This window comes from Stutzerimonas stutzeri, from assembly GCF_002909485.1.
Taxonomy (GTDB): Bacteria; Pseudomonadota; Gammaproteobacteria; order Pseudomonadales; family Pseudomonadaceae; genus Stutzerimonas; species Stutzerimonas stutzeri_AH.
In genome coordinates, this window is the sequence record NZ_PPXG01000011.1 from 22,058 (window position 1) to 46,433 (window position 24,376).

The following is a 24,376-nucleotide window of genomic DNA, read 5'->3' on the forward strand; positions in this document are numbered from 1 at the left end:
CTTGCCGGTTTTTACCGCGACCCCTTCGAGAGGCTTCCATGTCCTGGCTGCAGATCCGACTCGCCATCACCCCCGATCAGGCCGAACCGCTGGAAGACCAGCTGCTTGAGCTGGGCGCAGTCTCCGTGACCTTTATGGACGCCGAAGATCAGCCAATCTTCGAGCCGGACCTAAACACCACCCCCCTGTGGTCGCATACCCATCTGCTGGCCTTGTTCGAAGCCGATACCGACCCGGACACCTTGCTTGCACATCTGCAACTGCTACGCGGCGTTGAATTGCCCGAACATCAAGTCGAGGTGATTGAAGATCAGGACTGGGAGCGTAGCTGGATGGACAACTTCAAGCCCATGCGCTTCGGTCGCCGCCTGTGGATCGTTCCAAGCTGGCACGCAGCGCCAGAGCCCGATGCCGTCAACCTGCTGCTGGACCCCGGCCTGGCATTCGGCACCGGCACCCACCCCACCACGGCGTTGTGCCTCGAGTGGCTTGACGCCCAGCCTCTCGAGAAGCAGTCATTGCTGGACTTTGGCTGCGGCTCCGGGATCCTCGCCATCGCCGGCCTCCTGCTGGGCGCAGAACACGCGGTCGGCACCGACATCGACACCCAGGCCCTGGACGCCTCGCGCGACAACGCCGAGCGCAATCGCATCGCAGAGGAGCGCTTCGCGCTCTATCTTCCGGAACAGCTGCCAGAGCAGCCAGCCGATGTCGTGGTAGCCAATATCCTCGCCGGGCCACTGGTGTCGCTTTCAGCACGCATCACAGCACTGGTCAAACCCGGCGGTCGCCTGGCACTGTCCGGCATCCTCGCCGAGCAGGCCGACGAGGTCCGTGCCGCTTACTACGAAGCGTTCGAGCTCGACCCAACCGCGGAAAAAGACGGCTGGGTACGTATCAGTGGCGTCCGCCGTACCTGAAAGGCGCGTTGCGACCTCGCCCGCACACTTGCGCCGGCCCACTGCCGCGGCGCGGCCGGCTTGCGCTAGACTAGCCGGCACCTTCGCGCGGAAACACGCATGACCAGCTTCATCACCCAGTGCCCCAACTGCAGCACCCGCTTTCGCATTGGCCGCAGCCAGCTCCTCGCAGCTCATGGCGCGGTGCGCTGCGGCGCCTGTCTGGAAGTGTTCAACGCAGCCCACCACCTGCTGCGTGATGAGCTGGATCCGACGCGGCCACTGACTGCACCCACGCCCGCAAAGGTCGAGGTCCAGCCGACGGAGGGCGGCGCAGCGCCTGGCGCTCCAACGCCTGAGAAAGCCGATGAAACACTGTGGATTCACGATGACCTGGATCTGGACAGCCTTGATCTCGACGAAGAGCTGGCCAAGCTCGAGCGGCAGGAACGCGAGCTGTCGCGTGATCTGGCCGGCCTGAAGTCGGTCGACAACGCAGCGGCGGAAGCTCAATCGGACGCGGCTACCGCGCATGACGAGAGCTGGGCCGAGATCCTGTTGCACGCCGAGCAGGGCACTGCGGATACTCCGACGAGCCCGCACGATGAAGCGGTTAGCTTTACTCCAATCACAGCCGATGCACCGCAGCCGCCGTCCCCTCTGGCGGTAGACACGACGCTGCTGTCCACGGCCAAGACGCAACAGGTCAACAGTGAGCGCATCGAACCAGACATCACGCCCATCGAGCCTGCCACCCCCACCGCACCGAACGACCCCTCCAGCCCACGCCGCGAGCCTGACCTGCGTGACGAGCCGCTGTTCGAGCTCGACGACGAGCCGTTGCAACTCGACTGGCAAGAGCGCAAGAAGCCCTGGGGCCGCTGGCTCGGCTGGAGCGTCCTTAATCTTCTTGCCCTAGGCGCACTCTGCGCGCAGTACGTCGCATACAACTACGAAGAGCTGTCGCGGCAGCATCAATACCGCCCCTGGTTTGAGCGAATCTGCCCGGCGCTTGGCTGCGAATTGCCTGCGCTGGTTGATATCGGTCAGATCAAGAGCAGTAACCTGGTCGTGCGCAGCCACCCCGAGTTCACAGGCGCTCTGGTGGTCGACGCAATTCTCTACAACCGCGCCGCCTTCGCGCAGCCATTTCCACTGCTGGAAATCCGCTTCGCCGATCTGAACGGAAAGCTGCTGGCCAGTCGTAGCTTCAAACCAAGCGAATACCTCTCCGGTGAACTCGCAGGGCAGGCGCAGATGCCACCCCAGGTACCCATCCATATAGCTCTGGACATCCTCGACCCCGGCGCCAAGGCGGTTAACTACAGCCTGAGCTTCCATTCGCCCGAATAACGGCGTTCGGCATTTTCACCAGTGTTAAGCGACGGGACTCACAACCGCCGACAACTGCGCCATCCAAACTCCCGGCGATAAGGCGACCGCTGTTCAGAATTTGTTCAAAACAGCCTTTAACCCGTCATGCGTAGCGGGTATTATGCCCACCCTTTTTTGCAGTCCCGATCTACCTAACAAGCAGGCCCCAAGCAGGGAATCTTCATGTCAGCGGTACGCATCGGCCCATACACCTTGATGAATCAATTGATCCTCGCGCCCATGGCCGGCGTGACCGATCAACCGTTCCGCCAGTTGTGCCGCCGCTTCGGCGCGGCCCTAGTGGTTTCGGAAATGCTCACCAGCGATGTACGCCTGTGGAACAGCCGTAAATCTCGCCTGCGCATGCCGCATGCCGACGAGCCCGAACCGCGTTCCGTGCAGATTGCTGGAGGCGACCCGCAGATGCTCGCCGAAGCGGCGCGACGCAACGTGGAGCTGGGCGCGCAGATCATCGATATCAACATGGGCTGCCCGGCAAAGAAGGTCTGTAACAAGGCGGCAGGCTCGGCGCTCATGCGCGATGAGCGGTTGGTGGTGGAAATCCTCGAAGCAGTGGTGGCCGCTGTGGATGTTCCAGTGACCTTGAAGATACGCACCGGCTGGGACCGGCAGAACAAGAACGGCCTGACCATCGCACGTATCGCCGAGCAGTCGGGCATTGCAGCACTTGCCGTCCACGGGCGGACCCGAGCGGACCTGTATACCGGCGATGCCGAGTACGACACCGTCGCAGCCATCAAGCAGGCGGTATCCATTCCGGTATTCGCCAATGGCGATATCGACTCACCGCTCAAGGCGGCACAGGTGCTGCAGGCAACCGGGGCGGATGGTTTGCTGATAGGGCGTGCGGCGCAGGGTCGCCCCTGGATCTTTCGCGAGGTGGCGCATTATCTGCGCACCGGCGAACTGCTGGCGGCGCCGGCGCTGGAAGAAATCGAAGACACCCTGCTCGAACACGTGCAGGCGCTGCATGAATTCTATGGCGAGGTGATGGGAGTCCGTATCGCCCGCAAACACGTAGGTTGGTATCTCGCAACACTGCCGGGCGCGCGGGACTTCCGTGCCCGTTTCAATCATCTGGAAGACAGGGATGCACAGGGCTTCAGCATTCGGCAATTCTTTGCCGAACAACGCTCAGGGCCTGGCTCGGTGGATGGAACAGAGGTGGCCGCATGACGCTGTTGAATGAAACATTGGTAAGTGGAACAACATCCGTGAGTGACAACGTGAACCTCAAGCAGCACCTGAACACGCCGAGCGAAGCGGGGCAGACGTTGCGTGGCAGCGTAGAGAAAGCGCTGCACAACTATTTCGCCCGCCTCGAAGGTGCCGACGTCACGGACGTTTACAACCTCGTACTCTCCGAAGTGGAAGCGCCGCTGCTGGAAACCGTGATGCACTACGTCAAGGGTAACCAGACCAAGGCCTCGGAGCTGCTGGGCCTGAACCGCGGCACGCTGCGCAAGAAACTCAAACAGTACGACCTGCTCTGACGCGACAACCGGCAGGCGCGGCTGAGCCACCTGCCTGTTTCGCGGCCTCAAGCCTGTAGCCTCTAGGAAACGTCAATGACCGACCAAACCACCCGCCTTCCCGTGCGCCGCGCGCTGATCAGCGTATCCGACAAGACCGGCGTCGTAGACTTCGCGCGCGACCTTGAAGCCCTTGGCGTCGAGATCCTCTCCACCGGCGGTACCTTCAAGCTGCTGCGTGACAATGGCATCGCTGCCGTCGAAGTTGCCGATTACACCGGTTTCCCGGAGATGATGGACGGTCGCGTGAAGACCCTGCATCCGAAGATCCACGGCGGCATCCTTGGTCGTCGTGACTTGGACGGCGCAGTGATGGCCGAGCATGGCATTGCTCCGATCGATCTGGTGGCGGTCAACCTCTATCCGTTCGCCGCCACTGTAGCCAAGCCCGGCTGCACACTGCCGGATGCCATCGAGAACATCGACATCGGCGGTCCGACCATGGTCCGCAGCGCGGCGAAGAACCACAAGGACGTCGCCATCGTGGTCAATGCCGAAGATTACGCGGCAGTGGTCGACAACCTGAAGAACGGCGGGCTGACCTACGCCCAGCGCTTCGACCTGGCGCTCAAGGCGTTCGAGCACACTGCCGGTTACGACGGCATGATCGCCAACTACCTGGGCGGCATCGACCAGGGCACCGAGCAGCTCAGCACCGAAGGCCGCAGCCTGTTCCCGCGCACCTACAACATGCAGTTCATCAAGGCGCAGGACATGCGCTACGGTGAAAACCCGCACCAGCAAGCTGCCTTCTATGTCGACAAACCGGAAGAAGCCTGCGTCGCCACAGCCAAGCAGCTGCAGGGCAAGGAACTTTCGTTCAATAACGTCGCCGACACCGACGCTGCGCTGGAATGCGTTAAGAGCTTCACCAAACCGGCCTGCGTGATCGTCAAGCATGCCAATCCATGCGGTGTGGCAGTGGTTCCGGAAGATGAAGGTGGCATCCGCAAGGCCTATGAGCTGGCCTACGCCACCGACAGCGAATCGGCGTTCGGCGGCATCATCGCCTTCAACCGCGAGCTGGACGGCGAAACCGCCCAGGCCATCGTCGAGCGCCAGTTCGTCGAAGTGATCATCGCGCCCAAGGTTTCTCAAGCCGCGCGCGACGTGGTTGCCAGCAAGGCCAACGTGCGTCTGCTCGAGTGCGGCCAGTGGCCGGTCGAACGCAGCCCGGGCTGGGACTACAAGCGCGTCAATGGCGGCCTGCTGATCCAGAGCCGCGACATCGGCATGATCACCGAAGCCGACCTCAAGATCGTGACCCAGCGCGCGCCGACCGAGCAGGAGATCCACGACCTGATCTTTGCCTGGAAGGTGGCCAAGTTCGTCAAGTCCAACGCCATCGTCTATGCCAAGAACCGCCAGACCGTCGGCGTCGGCGCCGGCCAGATGAGCCGCGTCAATTCGGCGCGTATCGCCGCGATCAAGGCCGAGCATGCCGGCCTGCCGGTGCCCGGCGCGGTGATGGCTTCAGACGCCTTCTTCCCGTTCCGGGACGGCATCGACAACGCGGCCAAGGCGGGCATCACCGCAGTGATCCAGCCGGGCGGTTCGATGCGCGACAACGAAGTGATCGCAGCGGCCGACGAAGCAGGCATTGCCATGGTGTTCACCGGCATGCGCCACTTTAGGCATTGATTCCGGCCGCACTGTAGCCAGCATCTGCTGCGTTGCCCCGGACTCCGCCAATGCTCATTGCCAACAGGTAACTGCGCTTGTCGAAGCCCGGGGCGCCTTGTATCTACCGGCTCCATTGCGACCTCGCACCCAGTCGCCTTTTTCGTAGGGTGGAAAACCGCGTAGCGTTTTCCACCGAATGGGCCAACGGCCCTTGCCTCCCTCTCTAGGAGACAGCAATGAATGTACTGATCATCGGCAGCGGCGGCCGCGAGCACGCCCTGGCCTGGAAGGTCGCGCAGGACCCTCGCGTCGCCAAGGTCTTCGTCGCCCCGGGCAACGCCGGCACCGCGACCGAAGCCAAGTGCGAGAACGTCGCCATCGACGTACTGGCCATCGAGCAACTGGCCGACTTCGCTGCAGCCAATGTGCAGTTGACCATCGTCGGCCCTGAGGCGCCTCTGGTCAAAGGCGTGGTCGATCTGTTCCGATCGCGCGGTCTGGACATCTTCGGCCCCACTGCCGCAGCTGCTCAGCTGGAGGGCTCCAAGGCGTTCACCAAGGACTTTCTGGCTCGCCACGCGATCCCGACCGCCGACTATCAGAACTTCACCGAAGTCGAACCAGCCCTGGCCTATCTGCGCGAAAAGGGCGCGCCGATCGTCATCAAGGCCGACGGCCTGGCTGCCGGCAAAGGCGTGATCGTGGCGATGACCTTGGTAGAAGCCGAAGACGCTGTACGTGACATGCTCTCAGGCAATGCCTTCGGCGATGCTGGTGCCCGTGTGGTCATCGAGGAATTTCTCGACGGCGAGGAAGCCAGTTTCATCGTCATGGTCGATGGCGAGAACGTACTGCCGATGGCTACCAGCCAGGACCACAAACGCGTCGGCGACGGCGACAGCGGCCCGAACACCGGCGGTATGGGTGCCTACTCCCCCGCTCCAGTGGTCACCGCCGAAGTGCACAGGCGCGTGATGGACGAGGTGATCTATCCAACCGTGCGCGGTATGGCCGCCGAAGGTAACGTTTACACCGGCTTCCTCTATGCCGGGTTGATGATCGACCAGAACGGCGCGCCCAAGGTCATCGAATTCAATTGCCGCTTCGGCGATCCGGAAACCCAGCCGATCATGGTTCGCCTGGAATCGTCGCTGGTATTGCTGGTCGAGGCTGCCCTGGCCAAGGCACTGAACAAGGTGGAAGCCACCTGGGACCCGCGCCCTACGGTCGGCGTAGTACTGGCTGCCGGCGGCTATCCGGGCGACTATGCCAAGGGCGACGTAATCGAAGGGCTGGACGATGCCGCGGCGCTGGATGGCAAGGTATTCCATGCCGGCACGATGCTGAATGCCCAAGGCCAGGTCACCACGGCAGGCGGTCGAGTGCTCTGCGCAACCGCCATCGGCCGCACCGTTTCGGAAGCGCAACAGCAGGCCTACCGTCTGGCGGAAAAAATCCGCTGGAACGGCTGTTTCTATCGGAACGACATCGGCTACCGCGCCATCGCCCGGGAGCTGGGCGACAGCTAAGCGGCGCCAGCCACCAATAATGCGTGCGACACCAAATTTTATCGGTGCCGCACGCATTACAGGCCGACAAAGGCATGGCTATAATCCGCCGTCACACACATGAACGGACTTCGCTAGTGGGTCGGCTCCGGATTGCCATCGCTGTCATCTTCGGCCTGCTGCTGATCAACCTGATCCCGCTGTCGGCCCAGGCTTCCATTGCCCAACCATCCCCATCCTCCGCTCTAACCGCCGAACCCGACTCCGTACCGCAGAACTGGCGCATGCTGATCGACCAGTCCGGCAGGCTTACGCTCGACGAAGTGCTCTCCCAGCGCGCCCTGTTTCAGCGCCTGGACAAACTGTCATATAGCGCCCCGGAGAGTGACAAAGCCGTCTGGTTGCAAGTCAGCCTGCCGCCGCTGACCAAGCCGAAATGGCTATGGCTGTTCGCACCGCGTGTGCAGTATCTGGATTTCTATCTGCTACGCGACGGCCAACTGGAGCAACACACAGCGACCGGCGAGCTGCGCCCATTAAGCGCAAGGCCGCTGCCTAACCGGGCGTACTTGTTCAGCCTGCCGAACGATGGACAGCCACGCGAAGCCTATATCCGCCTGCAGTCCAGTCATCCGGTGATGACCTGGTTCAAAACCATCGACGATAGTGGCCTGGTCAGCCAAAGCAAGCCGGCCTATCTGTTCGGTGCACTGTTCGGCGCCCTGGCGTTGTTGATGGTCTACAACTTGCTGCGCTTTGCCTATACGCGCAGCTACACCCATATCTGGCTCAGCCTACTGCACGGCGCGCTGCTGACCTGCGCCATGGCCAACCTGGGAGTACTGGCGGTATGGCTGCCTGGGCTGACCTACAGCCAACCTTTGATAGCCGACCTCTCGGCGCTGGCAGCCAGCAGTGCGCTGCTTGGTTACAGCCTGGGCTTTTTCCATCACCGAGGGCGCACCTGGATCACCTGGCTGCTGGGCATCGAGCTCAATATTGTGCTGGCCCTGGCGGGCGCCATCCTGCTCGGCGATTGGCTCTGGTACAGCTGGCTGATTTATTCGCTTGTCTTAGCCGCTGCATTCAGTGCGTTGTTCGTGGCGCTGTATCAATGGCGGCAGGGTTATCAGCCGGCGCGACTCGTCGTCGCCGGTCTGATGCTGTTCAACATCGGCATGGCGTTCTTCATGCCGATGTTGCTCGGCTTCGACCAGCTCGATCCCGGATGGCTGACCGGCGGGCTGTTCAGCCTGGCGACGTTTGGCGGCCTGCTGCTTAGCTTCGCGTTGCTTGAGCGGCAGCGGCAACTACAATCAGACAGTCGCACCCAGTACACCGCCGCCGCAGTCACCAGCGCTGAACTGAAAACCAAGGCCGACTTCCTTTCGAAAATTAGCCACGAGCTACGTACGCCGATGAACGGCGTGCTGGGCATGAGCGAACTGCTGCTGGGAACATCGCTGTCGGCAAAGCAGCGCGACTACGTTCAGACCATTCATAGCTCGGGCAACGAGTTGCTCAATCTGATCAATGAGATTCTCGACATTTCCAAGCTGGAATCCGGCCAGATTGAACTGGATGACGTGCAGTTCGATTTCAATGCCCTGATCGAAGATTGCCTGAGCATCTTCCGCGCCAAAGCCGAACAGCAAAAGGTCGAGCTAATCAGCTTCATCCAGCCTCAGCTGCCGCAAGTAGTAGCCGGTGACCCCACGCGCCTTCGCCAGACGCTGCTAAATCTGCTCGAGAACGCCTTCAAACAGACCGACGAAGGCGAAGTGTTGTTGATCGCAGCGGTGGACGGGCCACAGGATAACCCGCGCCTGCGAATCACCGTACAGGACAGCGGCCGCCCCTTGGAGGCCTACGAGCGCGACGCCCTGCTTAACGCTGCAGTGGATAGCCACGATTTTCTGGCTGCGACGCGTCACGGCGGGCGCCTTGGTCTGATCATCGCTCGCCAGCTGGTGCAGCTGATGGATGGCGACTTCGGAATCCAGACCGGCACCACCCAGGGCAATACGCTGTGGATCAGCCTGCCGCTGGCCAGCGATGGGCTGGCGCAGAACAACCCCGACCTGGACGGGCCACTCCAAGGCACGCGCCTGCTGATCGTCGATGACAACGACACCTGCCGCAAGGTACTGGTCCAGCAGTGCAGTGCCTGGGGGCTGGAGGTCAGCGCGGTCGCCTCGGGCAAGGAGGCACTGGCCCTGCTGCGCACCAAGGCTCATCTCAAGGAGTACTTCGATGTTGTGCTACTGGATCAGGACATGCCTGGGATGACCGGAATGCAGCTAGCCAGCAAGATCAAGGAAGACTCCAGCCTCAACCACGACATCCTGCTGATCATGCTCACCGGCATGAGCAGCGCACCGAGCAAGATCATCGCGCGCAATGCGGGTATCAAGCGCATCCTTGCCAAGCCGGTCGCAGGCTACACGCTAAGAACAACCCTTGCTGACGAGCTCGCCCAGCGCCAACAGGGAGGCCCGCATCGCCCAACGACGGCACCACAATCGTCGACACTGCTCGACGTCCCTGCCGACTTCCGCATCCTGGTCGCCGAGGACAACAGCATCTCCACCAAGGTCATCCGTGGCATGCTGAACAAGCTCAACCTGCAACCGGATACCGCCTGCAACGGAGAGGAAGCGCTGGAGGCAATCAAGGCCCAACCGTATGACCTGGTGCTGATGGATTGCGAGATGCCGGTGCTCGACGGTTTCCAGGCCACCCACCAACTACGCGAGTGGGAGGCTCAAAACGGGCGACCGCGCACCCCGGTGGTCGCCCTGACCGCGCACATTCTCAGCGAGCACCGAGAACGTGCGCGGGAAGCGGGCATGGACGGCCACATGGCCAAGCCGGTCGAACTCTCGCATCTGCGCGAGCTGATCGACCACTGGGTCCGCGTCAAGCAGGCCGAGCACATCGACTGACCGCCCGCGTGAGCATCAGGCAGCCAGTGGCTTCACATCACAAATCAGCAAGCCGCTTTCCGGTTTAGCTGGCATGCGCGTCAGGTCGATGCGCAGATCCTGCGCCGGCACCGCGTACTGCATCTCCCGGGTCAACATGCGCAATGCAAGCTTCAGTAACTCGATGGCCAGCCGTTCGCCCGGACAACGATGCCCCTCGGCAGGATCGCCGCCGCCCTGGGTCACGAAGCTGAAGGCGTTGCCCTGCCAACCTTCGAAGCGCTCTGGTTGAAACGTGTCGGGTTCGCTCCAGCGACTTGCTTCCCTGTTCGTGCCCCATAGGTCGAGCATCACACGCGTGCCCGCAGGGAAATGGTAGCCCTGCCAATCGAACCCTTCGCGCACCCGGGCGGCGGTAAAAGGGAAGAACGCATGAATTCGCCGCACCTCCTGCGCGAAAGGCTCGAGCATGGCATCGTCGGTGCGTAGGCGCTCGCGCCACTGTGGGTGAGCCAACAACTCCAGCGCGCCATAGATAATGAAATAGGAGACGGCGACGGTCGGGCGCAGCAGGTTGAGCAACTCGACTGCCGCCACGCGGCTGTCGAGGGGCGAGCCATCCAGATTGCGGTGGTGTGCGACGACCATCAGCGCTGTCGCCGGATCGGCCTCCAGCTCGCCCGAACGTACCTGTTCGATCAGCTGCTGCAACCAGGCTTCTGCTTCGCGCCTGGCCTTGCGTGCAGCCCACTGCCGCGTGCCAATGCCCCCCGCGCCGTCGATCATGGCCACCAACTGGTCACGGCGCTCAGCCAATTCCGCTGACGGCAGTGGCACACCGGCCCAGCGGCATACGCTATCGGTGAGTAGGGTCTGGACCTCGCGCATGAGCTCGATGTTGCTGCGCGCCTGCCACTCGCCGATAGCACGGCGCCAGCCCTGTTCGGTCGCCATTACGATCTCTTCGACGGCTGCGGCATCCAACAGCTGCATGAACATGCGCTTGCGATGTCGGTGGGCCTCACCGTCCAGTCCTTGAACACCACCTTCGCCGATCAAGGTCTTTTTCAGCATCCGCGGCATTGCCTTGTCCCGCTGCAGATAGTGCTCGTCATAGAACAGGCGCGCAGCCTCCTCGCCACTCAGGCAGATGGTGTTCTGCATCAGAAGACGCGTCTGGAACAGGTTGCTGTGCAAGCGTCGGCAGCGCTCACGAATGAAGGGATAGCCTTCGCCAAGCAGCGAAAGCGAGCTCTCCAGATGTTCGTCACGGGGAATGTCGGTCATTGGCGTACTCCTTTTAGCTGGGTCTGCAGTCGACAGCTCACTGCTTCAGGCGTTGCCGGGGGAGCTCCCCGAGAGTCGGAAAACTGAACAAAACCCACCGATTGCTGCCGATTATCAGGACGAGCCGAAACAGGTGGAGGTGGTTGGCCTGGCGGCGAATCAGGGATGACCGGTGCGCGCCAGCAGCGAGCGTGACCGCCCTGAAAACCCAAGGAGTCACGCAATGATGAAGAGGAGCGATGTCGCCTGGACCCTGTTCGGGGTCTCAGCCGTGCTGCTATCTGGTTACCTGCTGTACCACGAGGTGCGCAATATCTCACTGGCCGAGCTCACCGGCAGCCTGCAGGCAATCGGTGCACGACATTGGCTGCTGGCTGCGCTTTCGACTCTGGGCGCCTATGTGGCACTGGCGTGGTACGACCGCATCGCCATGGCGCACCTGGGCAAGAAGATCTCCTGGTGGTTCATCGCGCTCTGCTCATTCACTACCTATGCCCTGGCCCATAATATCGGCGCCTCGGTGTTCTCCGGCGCGCTGGTGCGTTACCGCGCTTACCGCAGCAAAGGGCTGACGCCTCAGGAAATCGGCATCCTCATCGTCTTCTGCTCGCTGACCTTTGCACTGGGAACCTTGCTTGCATCCGGCGTCGTGCTGATTTTAAAGCCACAACTGCTAGACCGCGCCGTCCACAGCGCCAGCTGGGTATCGATCGCCATCGGTGCCGGGCTGCTCGCACTAATCACGCTCTACGCTTTCGGGGCGTGGCGCCAACTGCCCTCCTGGCGCCTTGGCAAGTGGCACATCCAATACCCACGGCTGCCTATTGTCGGCCGCCAACTGCTGGCCGGGCCGCTTGAGCTTTTCTGCGCGGCAGCAATCATCTATTTCGCGCTACCCGCAGAAAACAACCCTGGATATCTGACAATTCTCGGCGTGTTCCTGGCGTCTTTTACGCTGGCATTGCTTTCGCACGCGCCAGGAGGACTCGGCGTGCTCGAGCTGACCTTCGTCGCCGCTTTACCGGAGCTGCCTACAGTCGACGTGCTCGCGGCGCTGATCGTCTTCCGCGGTTTCTACCTGTTGCTGCCATTCGCACTGGCGATCGTCGTTGTACTGTTTTTCGAGCACAGCCAATGGCGCACGAGGCGTGCCGAGGCATCGTCTCGCTAAATGGCCGCAGTCGAAACATGCAGAATTCCCATCCCGACGAAGATGGTCTGGCGAAGAGGCGCTACACGAGCGATCATGCAGCCCTCTTCAGACCAACCCGATGTCATGACCGATACCACCCACGCCCCTGCCGAACATAAACCGCGCCCGCTGATCGACCTCGCCGTCAGCATCGTCATTCCTTCGCTGATCCTGATGAAGCTCAGTGGCGAACATCGTCTAGGCGCTGATGGCGCACTCCTACTCGCCCTGGCTTTTCCGCTGAGCTGGGGGCTGTGGGAACTGGCCAAATACCGCAAGTTCAATTGGATCGCACTGCTTGGCCTCATCAGCGTCATGCTGACCGGCGGCATCGGCCTGCTGCAGCTCGACACCCAATGGCTGGCAGTCAAAGAAGCAGCTGTCCCGGGCGTCATCGGCATCGCCGTGCTGGCGTCGACGCGCACGCGTTACCCCCTGATTCGCACACTGCTGTACAACCCCAAGGTGCTCAACGTCGACAAGATCCACGAGCAGCTCGAACAAAATGGTCAGGTCGAACACTTCGAGACGCGCCTGCTGCGGGCTACGTACCTTCTAAGCGGCACGTTCTTCTTCTCGTCCTTCATGAATTACGTGCTGGCCAAGTGGATAGTCAACAGCCCCGCCGGCAGCGAAGCCTTCAATGCCGAACTGGGCCGCATGACCCTACTCAGCTACCCGATGATTGCCATTCCCAGCATGCTGATGATGATGGCGATCTTCTATTACCTCTGGCGCACCATCCACGGCCTTACCGGCCTGCGCCTCGAAGACATCATGGCTGCCGGAGCACAGGAGCAGGCCGGCCGTAACAAGTAGCTGAGCATGAAAAAGGGCTGCCCAGCGCACGCTGGGCAGCCCGTCCGCGCCCCCGTTCCGTCAGAACAGCAGCTTGAATATCCCGATCACGACGATCAGGCCGATGATGAAGATGATTCCTGCGGTCCCGCCGATGAATTTCAGCATGCTGTTCTCTCCCGTTTTTCCAAGTCTGTGTTTTTGTGACCTCCCTGGTGCGAGGGCGTTCGTTAAAACCGACATGGAACCGTTCAAGCCGTCCACTCTGGCAGTGGGCGAGCACACTGCCCGCTGTGTCAGCCAGCAACCAGCAGCATCCACAATGGCAGACTGACAGCAGCCGCCACGGTGGAGAGAAACACGGTCGAGCTGACCGCTCGCGTATCTTCAGAGTGCTTGACGAAGGCCAGCACGTTCACGCCGCTCGGGCAGGCCGCCAGCAGCACCAGTACATTGCGCGCATCTTGATTCAAGCCAGGCAACAAGCCACTCAGCCACCAGACCACTGCTGGAAACAGCACTAGCTTGATCAGCGTTAGCAGCAGCACTGAGCCACTGGGGCGCAGCCGATAACGCGACAGACTGATTCCCAGCACCATCAGCGCACAGGGCAACGCCGCCTGCGCCAACCACCCTGCGACACGCCACAGCGGCTCGGGCAGCTCGAGACCAGAGAGATTCAGGAGCGCGCCGAGTAGCAGGCCGATGATGAGGGGATTGGCCAGATTCTTTAGCAGCGCCGGGACGCTGACTTTGTCGCCATCACCCAACGCGGCATAGAAGCTTTGCAGGGAGAAAAGTATCAGGCTGTGAAATACCAGAATGGCGAACACGTAGATCAGGCTTTCCGCACCGAGCAGCGTCGTCACCAGAGGGATGCCGACCAGCACGTTGTTCGAGTAGGCGGCCGTAAGACCCAGCGGAGTCGCCCGCCCGGCTCGCCGGTGGGCGACGGCGTTGACCAGCACGAAGACCAGCAGCACTGGCACGAAATAGGCCAGCAGAAGCATCGGCGACATGCCGTCGCTAAGCTCGGCGCGCGCGATCCCGTTGAACAGTACAGCGGGCATGAACAGCTTGAATGTGACACTGCCCAGCCCAGCGGCACCTTCGTTGTTCAACCACTGGCGCCAGCCAAACAGATACCCGAGCGCAATCAGACCGAAGATCGGCAGAATTGCCAACACCACTACCATGTCGCGCCTCCCGAGAGCCGAACGTCAGGCCGCACCTTGGCGCGGGAGCGCAAGAATACATTGGCAGTGGGGGTAATGGCACGGCGGCCCTGCCGGCCGCGCAGCGTTTAACTCAGGCTCGCGAGCTGCGCCCACGCGCGACTGCCGGCCTTTCCTGCTGATGGAGGATGGCAAGCACTTCGGCCAAGTCGTCCTGCCAGTCGTGAGGCGCCAAGCCGAACGTCTTCTGGAAACGGCTGCAATCGAGCACAGACCAGGCTGGACGTCGCGCCGGAGTCGGGTACTGCGCGGTTGCAATTGGCGATACCTTAGGCTGCCGCGCCAGCAGCCCTACATCCGCACCCTGACGGAATATCTCGACGGCAAAGTCATACCAGGAGCAGGCAGGTGCGCCGCTGTAGTGATAAACCCCCCAGGCGAGTTCACCTTCGGCGGCGTAGCGGCGCGCCAGTTCCAGCAATACCCGGGCAATGCTCCCAGCCTGGGTCGGGCAGCCGATCTGATCGCTCACTACGCCAAGCGCGTCGCGCTGTTGGGCTAAGCGCAGCATGGTCTTGACGAAGTTGTGTCCGTGCACGCCATAGACCCAGCTGGTGCGCAGGATCAGATGGGCTGGCAGGCACGAACGGATAGCCTCTTCGCCCTCCAGCTTGCTAGCGCCGTAGACGCCAGTGGGGCCGGTGTCATCGTCTTCGCTGTACGGCCGATTGGCTTCACCGGAAAACACATAGTCTGTGGAAATGTGAAACAGCGGAATGCCCGCCCCCTTGGCGGCCTCGGCGAGGTACCGCGGGCCATCGCGGTTTACCGCGTAAGCCTGGTCGGAATGGGATTCGGCATTGTCCACATGCGTGTATGCGGCGGCGTTGATGATCAACCCAGGACGCTGGCGCATCGCAGCAGCGACTTGCTCCGGCTTGGAGACATCCAGCTGCGCACGCGCTGGTGCCAGCACCTCCAGCCCGAAGTCTGCCGCCCGCTCAACCAGCTCCCGACCTACTTGGCCACCCGCACCGCAAACGAGAATTCGCATTCTTCTGTTGCCTCATCGTCGATGCTCGCGGCTGGCGCAAGCATCCATAATTGTTTTTTTGCCACGACGCCGCATGCACGCCAGAGCGCTGCGGCACCGCTGTCTCTTCCTACCGAAACAGGCAGAGCCGCGTCTCGACGCCGTGGCAAACGGCGGAGCAGAGCCCTTCCCGTGCATGGTGGGATATGGTTTCCAGCCTCGTTGAGGCCAGACGAAAGGCACTTTGTTCCCCACCCAGCTATATATTTTTTTGCAGGCCCGGCCTCCAGCAGTCAGAGCAGTACCGCCAACGGACAGCTCACGTACATTTCCTGCTCGGAAAGCTCAACGCCATAAGCCAGCACTTCCACCCCAGCTGCCACGGCATCGTTCAGCGCCGCGGCATATAGCGGGTCGATTTCGCCGGCCGAACGCACCGCCTCGATGCCGCTCAGGTTCACGCAATACAACTGCACGGCGCGAACACCCGCACGCGCCAGCGCTGCCAGCTCACGCAAGTGTTTGGCACCGCGCACCGTTACGGCATCGGGAAATGCTGCGACCGCTGTGTTGGCGAACCCGAGGGTGACACTCTTGACCTCAACGAAGGCCGCGCCACCGGGATAGTCGAGACGGAAATCCACCCTACTGTTCTCGACGCCATAAGCCACCTCGCGCTTGAGCGCTGTGAACCCAGCCAGCTCGGTGATCCGTCCGCTCAGCAGAGCTTCCTCGATCAACGGATTGGCTCGTGCGGTATTCACGCAAGCCAGCCGGCCTTGAGGGGTTTCAACCAACTCCCAGGTGCCAGGTAACTTGCGCCGAGGATCGTTGCTGCGCTGAAACCACACCCGCGCGCCCTCCTCCATGCAATTGAGCATCGAACCGGTATTAGGGCAGTGAATGCACAGCGCCTCGCCCTCATCGGTGATGATGTCGGCGAGAAAACGTTTGTAGCGCCTTACCAGACGGCCGCGCTCCAGCGGTTGAGCGAAACGCATCAGGACTGCCAGCTGCGCAAGCCGCGGGCAATTCGCTGCACGGCCTGCTCGAGACGCGGCAAATCCTGGGTGTAGGCGAAGCGTACGTGATGCCCAGCCTGGAAGCGGCCGAAATCCAGGCCTGGGGTGATCGCGACAAATTCGGTTTCCAGCATGTGCTGACAGAACGCGTAGGCATCGCCGCCGAAGGCGCTGATGTCGGCGTACAGATAGAACGCGCCTTGCGGCTCGACCGCGATGCCGAAGCCCAGATCACGCAAGGCTGGCAGCAGGAAATCACGGCGGCGGGCAAACTCACCGCGGCGTGCTTCGAGAATCTCCAGCGTAGCCGGCTCGAAACAGGCCAGAGCTGCGTGCTGGGCCATGCTCGGCGCGCTGATGTAGAGGTTCTGCGCCAACTTCTCCAGCTCCGGAACGGCAGCAGGCGGCGCCACCAACCAGCCCAGGCGCCAGCCGGTCATGCCGAAATACTTGGAGAAACTGTTGAGCACGAAAGCGTCGTCGTCGACTTCCAGCACACTCGCCGCATCCACACCGTAGGTCAGCCCGTGATAGATCTCATCAACAACGAGGTGGCCGCCACGCTCCTTCAACGCCGCCGACAGCCCCGCCAGCTCATCACGTTCCAAAAGGGTGCCCGTGGGATTTGCCGGCGAAGCCACCAGTGCACCGACACTGTCGCGATCCCAGTAGCGCTCGACCAGCTCGCGGGTCAGCTGGTAACGCACATCGGGACCGACGGGCACCAGCTGCGCTGCGCCTTCCACCAGGCGTAGGAAATGTCGGTTGCAGGGATAGCCTGGATCAGCCAGCAACCAATGTTTGCCTGGGTCCACCAGCAGGCTAGCGGCCAGCAACAAGGCGCCGGAGCCACCGGGCGTAATCAGGATGCGCTCGGGGTCGATGGATAATCCGTAGCGCTGCGCGTAAAAGTTCGCGATCGCTTCACGCAGCTGCGGCAGGCCACGGGCAGGCGTATAGCGCGTGTGCCCCGCGGCCAGCGCGGCTTGTCCCGCTGCGACGATTGGGGCTGCGGTAGTGAAGTCCGGCTCACCGATTTCCAGATGAATGACGTCGTGGCCTTGAACTTGCAGCTGGTTGGCCCGCTCCAAAAGCGCCATGACGTGGAAAGGTTCGATTGCGCGGCTGCGCGCACTGTATGACGAGGTCATTTGACCTTCCTGTTGAGAACGAAACGTGAATTCTACCCAAGGTCCCGATACTGCTGCAGTTACAGTTGGATTCGGGAGTAGCGCGCCCCGATCCGATCTGGTAAGTTCGCCCGCTTGCAGCCGCAGGGCCGGCACGGGTCGGCAAGGGACAAATCATCCTGCGCAATGGACATAGCGAGAGGCGTTCATCCATGCCCATTACCAAAGAAACACCGTCGAGCAAGCAACTGATTCGCGCCTTCGAGCCCTATAAGGAAAGCAAGGGCGAGGAATACATGAGCGACAAGATGCGCGCCCACTTCACCGGCATCCTGAACAAGTGGAAACAGGAGCTGATGGAAGAGGTCGACCGCACCGTACACCACATGCAGGACGAGGCGGCCAACTTCCCCGATCCGGCCGATCGCGCCAGCCAGGAAGAAGAATTCAGCCTGGAACTGCGTGCCCGTGACCGCGAGCGCAAGTTGATCAAGAAGATTGACGAGACGCTGCAGCTGATCGAAGACAACGAATACGGCTGGTGCGATTCCTGCGGCGTCGAGATCGGTATTCGCCGATTGGAAGCCCGACCCACCGCTACGCTCTGCATCGATTGCAAGACGCTGGCGGAGATCAAGGAAAAGCAGATCGGTTCCTGATCCAGAACGGGGCGCTTCGGCGCCCCGCTTCATTTCCAGGCTATGCACTGATTCATCCGCCCCGCCATCCTCGATTGCGCCGGCCCCCATCATGCCCTCGTTCCTCCCATCCCAAGCCAATCGCTATGTCGGCCGCTTTGCCCCGACACCCAGTGGCTATCTGCATTTCGGTTCGCTGGTCGCAGCCCTTGCTTCCTATCTCGATGCCCGCGCGGTCGGCGGTCGCTGGCTGCTGCGCATGGAAGACATCGACCCACCAAGGGAAATGCCAGGCGCGCAGGCAGCCATCGTCGAGACGCTGTCGAGCTACGGATTTGAATGGGACGGCGATATGCAGCGCCAGAGCGAGCGCCACGCAGCCTACGGCGCCGCCATCGAACGCCTGCTAGATAAAGGCCTGGCGTATGCCTGCACCTGCTCACGCAAGCAGCTCCAAGACTATCCCGGCCCCTACCCGGGTTTCTGCCGCGACGCCGGCCATGGCCTCGACGACGCCGCCATCCGTCTGCGCGTGCCGGACCGCGAGTACGGCTTCACTGACCGCGTGCAGGGCGAGTTCCGCCAGCATCTGGGCAGGGAGGTCGGGGATTTCGTGATCCGTCGTCGCGACGGCCTGATCGCCTATCAGCTGGCGGTTGTGCTCGACGATGCCTGGCAGGGCGTTACCGACGTCGTACGCGGCGCCGATCTGCTCGACTCCACGCCGCGCCAGCTCTACCTGCAGGAAGTCCTTGGCGTATCGCAGCCACGCTATCTGCATCTGCCGCTGATCATCCAGCCCGACGGACACAAGCTGGGCAAAAGCTACCGCTCGCCCCCGCTGCAGCCCCACGAAGCCAGCCCGCTGCTGCTGCGTGCACTGCGCGCCCTCGGCCAGCAACCGCTAGCAGAGCTGGACAACGCGCTGCCGAGTGAAATCCTAGACTGGGCGGTTAGGCACTGGGACGCCGATCGCATTCCGCGCACCCGGACACTGGCTGAAACACAGCTGCGCTGAGTAGCGGCGGCGGCGAAGCGGGACCTACGAGTGGTTTTGCCCAGCGCTGGTGGCTTGCAACGTGCCGCTGCTCTACCATCGCCTCACTTCCGACACGAGATCCGGCATGTATATCTACCGACTGGTGCTGCTCCTGGTGGTGGGGATCTACCTGTTCTCCCCCGCCATCATGGACTGGTGGATCGACCCTAACGGTGCCTGGTATCGGCCCTACGTGCTGTGGCTGATCCTGATCGTGGTGACCTTCATTCTCCAGAGCCAGCGTGATGCAGACGAGCTTTAGCCTAAGCCAGCTGATTTTGATCAGCGCCGCCTACCTGTTCATGCTGTTCGGTGTCGCCTGGGTCAGCGAACGTGGCCTGATTCCGCGCTGGATCATCCGGCACCCGTTGACCTACACCCTGTCGCTGGGCGTCTACGCCAGCGCCTGGGCGTTCTACGGCACGGTCGGCCTGGCCTATCAGTATGGCTACGGCTTTCTCGCCACTTACCTAGGGGTTTGCGGCGCATTTTTGCTGGCGCCGGTGCTGCTCTATCCGATCCTGCGGATTACCCGCACGTATCAGCTGTCTTCACTGGCCGATCTGGTGGCGTTCCGCTTTCGTAGCACCTGGAGCGGCGCCCTGACCACTATCGTCATGCTGATCGGCATGCTGCCGTTGTTGGCGCTGCAGATCCAGGCAGTAGCCGATGCGATCGGCATCCTCACCCTGGAGCCCTTGCAGGAACGCGTGGCGTTGGGCTACTGCCTGATGATCATGCTGTTCACCATCCTCTTCGGCGCCCGCCACATCGCCACGCGGGAAAAGCACGAAGGCCTGGTATTCGCAATCGCCTTCGAATCCATCGTCAAGCTGTTCACCTTCGGCGCCATCGGCCTTTATGCGCTCTACGTCGTGTTCGGCGGCCCCCATCAGCTGGAGATCTGGCTGCTACAGAACCAGTCGGCCCTGCAGGCATTGCATACCCCCTTGCAGGAAGGTCCATGGCGCACGCTGCTGTTGGTTTTCTTCGCCTCGGCCATCGTGATGCCGCACATGTATCACATGACCTTTACCGAGAACCTCGATCCTCGCGGACTCGTCAGCGCCAGCTGGGGTCTGCCGCTCTATCTATTACTGATGAGCCTGGCCGTGCCGCTGATCCTCTGGGCCGGGCTGAAACTTGGGGTGAGTACCAATCCGGAGTACTTCACCCTTGGCCTGGGCATCGCCGCGCAGAGCGAGACTCTGGCGCTGCTGGCGTTCGTCGGCGGACTCTCGGCCTCCAGCGGGCTGATCATCGTCAGCACCCTGGCACTGTCGGGCATGGCGCTCAACCATCTGGTGCTACCGCTGTATCAGCCGTCCAGCGAGGGCAATATCTATCGCTGGTTGAAGTGGACGCGGCGCAGCCTGATCTTCGCCATCATCATGGCCGGATATGGCTTCTACCTGCTGCTGGGCGCCGAGCAGGACCTGTCCAACCTCGGCATCGTCGCGTTCGTCGCCACCCTGCAGTTCCTCCCCGGCGTGCTTTCGGTACTCTACTGGCCAACCGCCAATCGTCGCGGCTACATCGCCGGCCTACTGGCCGGCATCGGCGTCTGGGTGGTGACCATGCTGTTGCCACTGGTGGGCAACCTGGATGGCTTCTACATCCCGCTATTCAACGTCGTCTATGTGCTGGACGACACCAGTTGGCACCTGGCGGCGATCGCCTCGCTGGCAGTGAATGTGCTGGCGTTCTCGCTGTTCTCGATCTTCACCGAAACCAGCCCCGAGGAGCAGAGCGCCGCCGAAGCTTGCGCCGTGGAAAACGTGCGTCGACCGCAACGTCGCGAGTTGATGGCGGCCTCGCCGCAGGAATTCGCCACTCAGTTGGCCAAGCCGCTTGGCGCCAAGACCGCCCAACGCGAAGTGGAGCAGGCACTGCGCGATCTGCAGCTGCCGTTCGACGAACACCGACCGTACGCCTTGCGCCGCTTGCGCGACCGTATCGAAGCCAACCTTTCTGGCCTGATGGGGCCTAGCGTGGCCCAGGATATCGTCGAGAATTTCCTGGCCTACAAGAACGGTGCAGAGGGCTATATCACCGAGGATATTCACTTCATCGAGAGCCGCCTGGAGGAGTATCACTCGCGCCTTACCGGCTTGGCCGCAGAACTCGACGCCCTGCGCCGCTATCACCGGCAAACACTGCAGGAACTGCCCATGGGTGTCTGCTCGCTGGCCAAGGATCAGGAAATTCTCATGTGGAACCGCGCCCTCGAAGAGCTCACCGAGATTCCCGCGCTGCAGGTAGTCGGCTCGCGTCTTTCGACCATTGCCGAACCCTGGCGAAGCCTCCTGAGCGACTTCATCAGCCAGGCCGACGAGCACCTGCACAAGCAGCGCCTGGCGCACAACGGCCATCGCCGCTGTCTCAATCTGCACAAGGCAGCCATTGCTGAACCACTGGCGCCGGGCAACAGCGGCCTCGTGCTGCTGGTCGAAGACCTGACCGAAACCCAGCAGCTTGAAGACCGCCTGGTGCACTCCGAACGCCTGGCCAGTATTGGCCGTCTGGCAGCCGGCGTCGCACACGAGATCGGCAACCCGATCACCGGCATTGCCTGCCTGGCGCAAAACCTGCGGGAGGAGCGCGACGGTGATGGCGAAATCGTCGAGATCAGCGGCCAAATCATCGAGCAAACAAAACGGGTCTCGCGCATCGTGCAATCGCTGATGAGCTTTGCCCATGCCGGCGAGCGCCAGCACCAGCTGTATCCAGTGAGCCTGGCGCAAGCCACGCAGGATGCCATCGGCCTGCTCTCGCTCAACCGCAATCGCACCGAAGTGCAATTCATCAACATCTGTGACCCGACCCATTTCGCCGAGGGTGACCCGCAGCGCCTCGCCCAAGTGCTGATCAACCTGCTATCGAACGCCCGCGACGCGTCGCCGCAAGGCGGGATCATCCGCATCAGCAGCGAAGTTGCCGAGCAGACCGTGTACCTCATCGTGGAGGACGAAGGCAGTGGGATTCCCAAGGACATCCAGGACCGCCTGTTCGAGCCGTTCTTCACCACCAAGGACCCCGGCGAAGGCACCGGCCTGGGCCTCGCACTGGTCTATTCGATCATTGAAGAGCATTATGGCCAGATTGATATCGACAGCCCGGCCGACCCGGAAACACAACGCGGCACCCGTTTTCGCATCACCCTGCCGCGGCATGTCGAAGCGTCCCATGCCGTAAGTTGAAGAGGCGACTGCCGTACCGGCCCTGCGCCGGTTCTGCCTCCAGACCGTCGAGAGAGTACTGATGTCACACATACTGATCGTCGAAGACGAAACCATCATCCGCTCCGCCCTGAGGCGCCTCCTCGAGCGCAACCAGTACGAGGTCAGCGAAGCCGGCTCGGTGCAGGAAGCACAGGAGCGCTACAGCATCCCGGGTTTCGATCTCATCGTCAGCGACCTGAGACTCCCCGGGGCACCCGGAACGGAGCTGATCAAGCTCGCCGAAGGCACACCAGTGCTGATCATGACCAGTTACGCCAGCCTGCGCTCGGCGGTGGACTCGATGAAGATGGGCGCGGTCGACTACATCGCCAAGCCCTTCGATCACGACGAAATGCTGCAGACGGTCGCCCGGATTCTCGACGATCATCAGCAAAACGCTACGCCCCAGGCGCAAGCCACCCGCGGCCAGACTAGTGCACCGGGCGAGGCAGTACGAAACGATATTGGCATCATCGGCCACTGTGCTCCCATGCAAGATCTGTTCGGCAAGATCCGCAAGGTGGCTCCCACCGACTCCAATGTGCTGATTCAGGGCGAGTCGGGCACAGGCAAGGAATTGGTCGCCCGTGCGCTGCACAACCTATCGCGACGTGCCAAGGCGCCGATGATTTCGGTCAACTGCGCAGCCATTCCGGAAACACTGATCGAGTCCGAGTTGTTCGGCCATGAGAAAGGCGCTTTCACCGGCGCTAGCGCCGGTCGTGCAGGCCTGGTAGAAGCCGCCGACGGCGGCACGCTGTTCCTCGACGAGATAGGCGAGTTACCGCTTGAGGCGCAGGCTCGGCTGCTCCGGGTACTACAGGAAGGTGAGATCCGCCGGGTTGGTTCGGTGCAATCGCAAAAGGTCGATGTGCGACTGATCGCGGCCACGCACCGCGATCTGAAAACCCTGGCCAAGACCGGCCAGTTCCGTGAAGACCTCTATTACCGACTGCATGTCATCGCGCTCAAGCTGCCGCCGCTGCGCGAGCGCGGCAGCGACGTGCTGGAGATTGCCAAGGCATTCCTCACTCGCCAGGGTGAGCGCATGAGCAGCGACGACCTGCACTTCTCCCGCGATGCCGAGCAAGCGATCCGTCATTACTCTTGGCCGGGCAACGTGCGCGAACTGGAAAACGCCATCGAGCGTGCGGCGATTCTTAGCGAAAGCCCGGAAATCGACGCAGAGCTGCTTGGCATCGATATCGAACTCGATGAGCTGGACGACGACTTCGACGAGCCACTGGGAAGCATCCGCGGCATAGCCACTGGCAACGAGCCGACCGAGGACCTGTCGCTAGAGGATTACTTCCAGCACTTTGTGCTCGAGCACCAGGACCACATGACCGAAACCGAGCTGGCTCGCAAGCTGGGCATCAGCCGTAAATGTCTCTGGGAACGGCGCCAGCGCCTGGGCATCCCACGCCGCAAATCGAGTAGCGCTGCTGGGTAGTCTGTTACCGCCACGGCATGATTCGTAACAAAAACCGGGAGTAACGGTAACGCTACCCCGGTTTTTTATTGCTCGGCGCAATCACCAGAATCTATAACACCTTGATAAATAAGGACTTCGTAAAACTGGCACGACAACTGCTTACTTACTGGCACAACAACAATAACAAGCAGATCCCACAATAAGAACAAGACGTAACGGCTCCAGCAAAACAAAGACAAGAAGGCGGAGGCGCAGCTAACTGATTCTTTTGGAGAGGACTTGCCACGGGGTTCGCCCCACGACCAGGCCGAGAACAATAAAAACTGCATCAGCAGGGCCCGCACTGGTTGGATCGAAGATCACGGCAAAGTCAGCGACCAAAGAAATCCGTTTGCTATTAGCTCCCAATGTGGAGTGCTCCTGACGGCCACGGCCGAAGGGAACAGGCGAACAACAAGAACAGCAACGCCTGAACGACTAATAACAATAAAGCACGCTACAGTATTCAAAGGGGAGCTTCGGCTC

The 24,376-nt window shown here is 61.7% G+C and carries 20 protein-coding genes; 14 read left to right on the forward strand and 6 right to left on the reverse strand.

Annotated elements, in window-relative coordinates; genetic code table 11:
* Nucleotides 1–38: 38 nt before the first annotated feature.
* The 7 genes from prmA to CXK91_RS21375 all read left to right on the forward strand — a co-directional run bounded on the left by prmA (nt 39) and on the right by CXK91_RS21375 (nt 9,902).
* Entirely contained in the window at nt 39–920 is an 882-nt protein-coding gene (gene prmA / locus CXK91_RS21345) for a 50S ribosomal protein L11 methyltransferase (protein ID WP_103458011.1), read from the forward strand.
* 99 nt (nt 921–1,019) lie between these two features.
* Complete coding sequence (locus CXK91_RS21350; protein ID WP_103458012.1) at nt 1,020–2,252, forward strand: DUF3426 domain-containing protein; 1,233 nt, start codon at nt 1,020–1,022, stop codon at nt 2,250–2,252.
* A gap of 204 nt (nt 2,253–2,456) precedes the next feature.
* Nucleotides 2,457–3,470 carry a tRNA dihydrouridine synthase DusB gene (gene dusB / locus CXK91_RS21355; RefSeq protein ID WP_103458013.1) on the forward strand — a complete coding sequence of 338 codons (1,014 nt, stop codon included), beginning with the start codon at nt 2,457–2,459 and terminating at the stop codon, nt 3,468–3,470.
* Nucleotides 3,467–3,787 (forward strand): DNA-binding transcriptional regulator Fis, encoded by a 321-nt coding sequence (gene fis, locus CXK91_RS21360; protein ID WP_003279911.1) that lies wholly within the window; start codon nt 3,467–3,469, stop codon nt 3,785–3,787. Before dusB ends, fis begins: the two co-directional genes overlap by 4 nt.
* Before the next feature lie 75 nt (nt 3,788–3,862).
* Nucleotides 3,863–5,467, forward strand: coding sequence for a bifunctional phosphoribosylaminoimidazolecarboxamide formyltransferase/IMP cyclohydrolase (gene purH / locus CXK91_RS21365; RefSeq protein ID WP_103458014.1), 1,605 nt, complete (start codon nt 3,863–3,865; stop codon nt 5,465–5,467).
* Between the two features lie 218 nt (nt 5,468–5,685).
* Nucleotides 5,686–6,978, forward strand: a complete 1,293-nt coding sequence (gene purD / locus CXK91_RS21370; protein WP_103458015.1) for a phosphoribosylamine--glycine ligase — start codon at nt 5,686–5,688, stop codon at nt 6,976–6,978.
* A gap of 116 nt (nt 6,979–7,094) precedes the next feature.
* A complete protein-coding gene (locus CXK91_RS21375; RefSeq protein ID WP_103458016.1) occupies nt 7,095–9,902 on the forward strand; it encodes a hybrid sensor histidine kinase/response regulator in 2,808 nt (935 codons plus the stop codon).
* A 15-nt stretch (nt 9,903–9,917) separates the two neighbouring features.
* On the opposite strand, the gene CXK91_RS21380 is transcribed toward CXK91_RS21375, so the two are convergent.
* A complete protein-coding gene (locus CXK91_RS21380) occupies nt 9,918–11,168 on the reverse strand; it encodes a cytochrome P450 (RefSeq protein WP_003284912.1) in 1,251 nt (416 codons plus the stop codon).
* 223 nt (nt 11,169–11,391) lie between these two features.
* Between CXK91_RS21380 and CXK91_RS21385 the strand changes: the two genes are divergently transcribed.
* Both CXK91_RS21385 and CXK91_RS21390 read left to right on the forward strand, forming a co-directional pair.
* Nucleotides 11,392–12,339, forward strand: coding sequence for a lysylphosphatidylglycerol synthase transmembrane domain-containing protein (locus tag CXK91_RS21385; RefSeq protein ID WP_103458017.1), 948 nt, complete (start codon nt 11,392–11,394; stop codon nt 12,337–12,339).
* A 105-nt stretch (nt 12,340–12,444) separates the two neighbouring features.
* Nucleotides 12,445–13,179, forward strand: coding sequence for a VC0807 family protein (locus CXK91_RS21390; RefSeq protein ID WP_336440735.1), 735 nt, complete (start codon nt 12,445–12,447; stop codon nt 13,177–13,179).
* Nucleotides 13,180–13,239: 60 nt separating this feature from the next.
* Here the strand turns inward: CXK91_RS21390 and CXK91_RS22770 are convergent, their stop codons facing one another.
* The 5 genes from CXK91_RS22770 to CXK91_RS21410 form a co-directional block, all read right to left on the reverse strand.
* Nucleotides 13,240–13,413, reverse strand: coding sequence for a hypothetical protein (locus CXK91_RS22770; protein ID WP_181003997.1), 174 nt, complete (start codon nt 13,411–13,413; stop codon nt 13,240–13,242).
* Nucleotides 13,414–13,454: 41 nt separating this feature from the next.
* Complete coding sequence (locus CXK91_RS21395; protein ID WP_103458018.1) at nt 13,455–14,354, reverse strand: AEC family transporter; 900 nt, start codon at nt 14,352–14,354, stop codon at nt 13,455–13,457.
* Nucleotides 14,355–14,466: 112 nt separating this feature from the next.
* On the reverse strand, nt 14,467–15,387 hold the full coding sequence (gene rfbD, locus CXK91_RS21400; protein ID WP_103458019.1) for a dTDP-4-dehydrorhamnose reductase: 921 nt from the start codon (nt 15,385–15,387) through the stop codon (nt 14,467–14,469).
* Nucleotides 15,388–15,659: 272 nt separating this feature from the next.
* The gene (gene sfsA, locus CXK91_RS21405) at nt 15,660–16,367 is read right to left on the reverse strand and encodes a DNA/RNA nuclease SfsA (protein ID WP_103458020.1); all 708 of its coding nucleotides are present in this window, start codon (nt 16,365–16,367) and stop codon (nt 15,660–15,662) included.
* The gene (locus tag CXK91_RS21410) at nt 16,367–17,539 is read right to left on the reverse strand and encodes a pyridoxal phosphate-dependent aminotransferase (protein ID WP_103458021.1); all 1,173 of its coding nucleotides are present in this window, start codon (nt 17,537–17,539) and stop codon (nt 16,367–16,369) included. The genes sfsA and CXK91_RS21410 overlap by 1 nt, the downstream gene beginning before the upstream one ends.
* A gap of 191 nt (nt 17,540–17,730) precedes the next feature.
* On the opposite strand from CXK91_RS21410, the gene dksA reads away from it, so the two are divergent.
* From dksA to CXK91_RS21435, 5 genes are all read left to right on the forward strand, one after another.
* Entirely contained in the window at nt 17,731–18,177 is a 447-nt protein-coding gene (dksA, locus tag CXK91_RS21415; protein WP_003284903.1) for an RNA polymerase-binding protein DksA, read from the forward strand.
* A 91-nt stretch (nt 18,178–18,268) separates the two neighbouring features.
* The gene (gene gluQRS / locus CXK91_RS21420; protein ID WP_103458022.1) at nt 18,269–19,174 is read left to right on the forward strand and encodes a tRNA glutamyl-Q(34) synthetase GluQRS; all 906 of its coding nucleotides are present in this window, start codon (nt 18,269–18,271) and stop codon (nt 19,172–19,174) included.
* Nucleotides 19,175–19,280: 106 nt separating this feature from the next.
* Nucleotides 19,281–19,457, forward strand: coding sequence for a hypothetical protein (locus tag CXK91_RS21425; protein WP_003284901.1), 177 nt, complete (start codon nt 19,281–19,283; stop codon nt 19,455–19,457).
* Entirely contained in the window at nt 19,441–22,395 is a 2,955-nt protein-coding gene (locus CXK91_RS21430; RefSeq protein ID WP_103458023.1) for a sensor histidine kinase, read from the forward strand. Before CXK91_RS21425 ends, CXK91_RS21430 begins: the two co-directional genes overlap by 17 nt.
* Before the next feature lie 61 nt (nt 22,396–22,456).
* A complete protein-coding gene (locus CXK91_RS21435) occupies nt 22,457–23,869 on the forward strand; it encodes a sigma-54-dependent transcriptional regulator (protein ID WP_103458024.1) in 1,413 nt (470 codons plus the stop codon).
* Nucleotides 23,870–24,376: the final 507 nt, after the last annotated feature.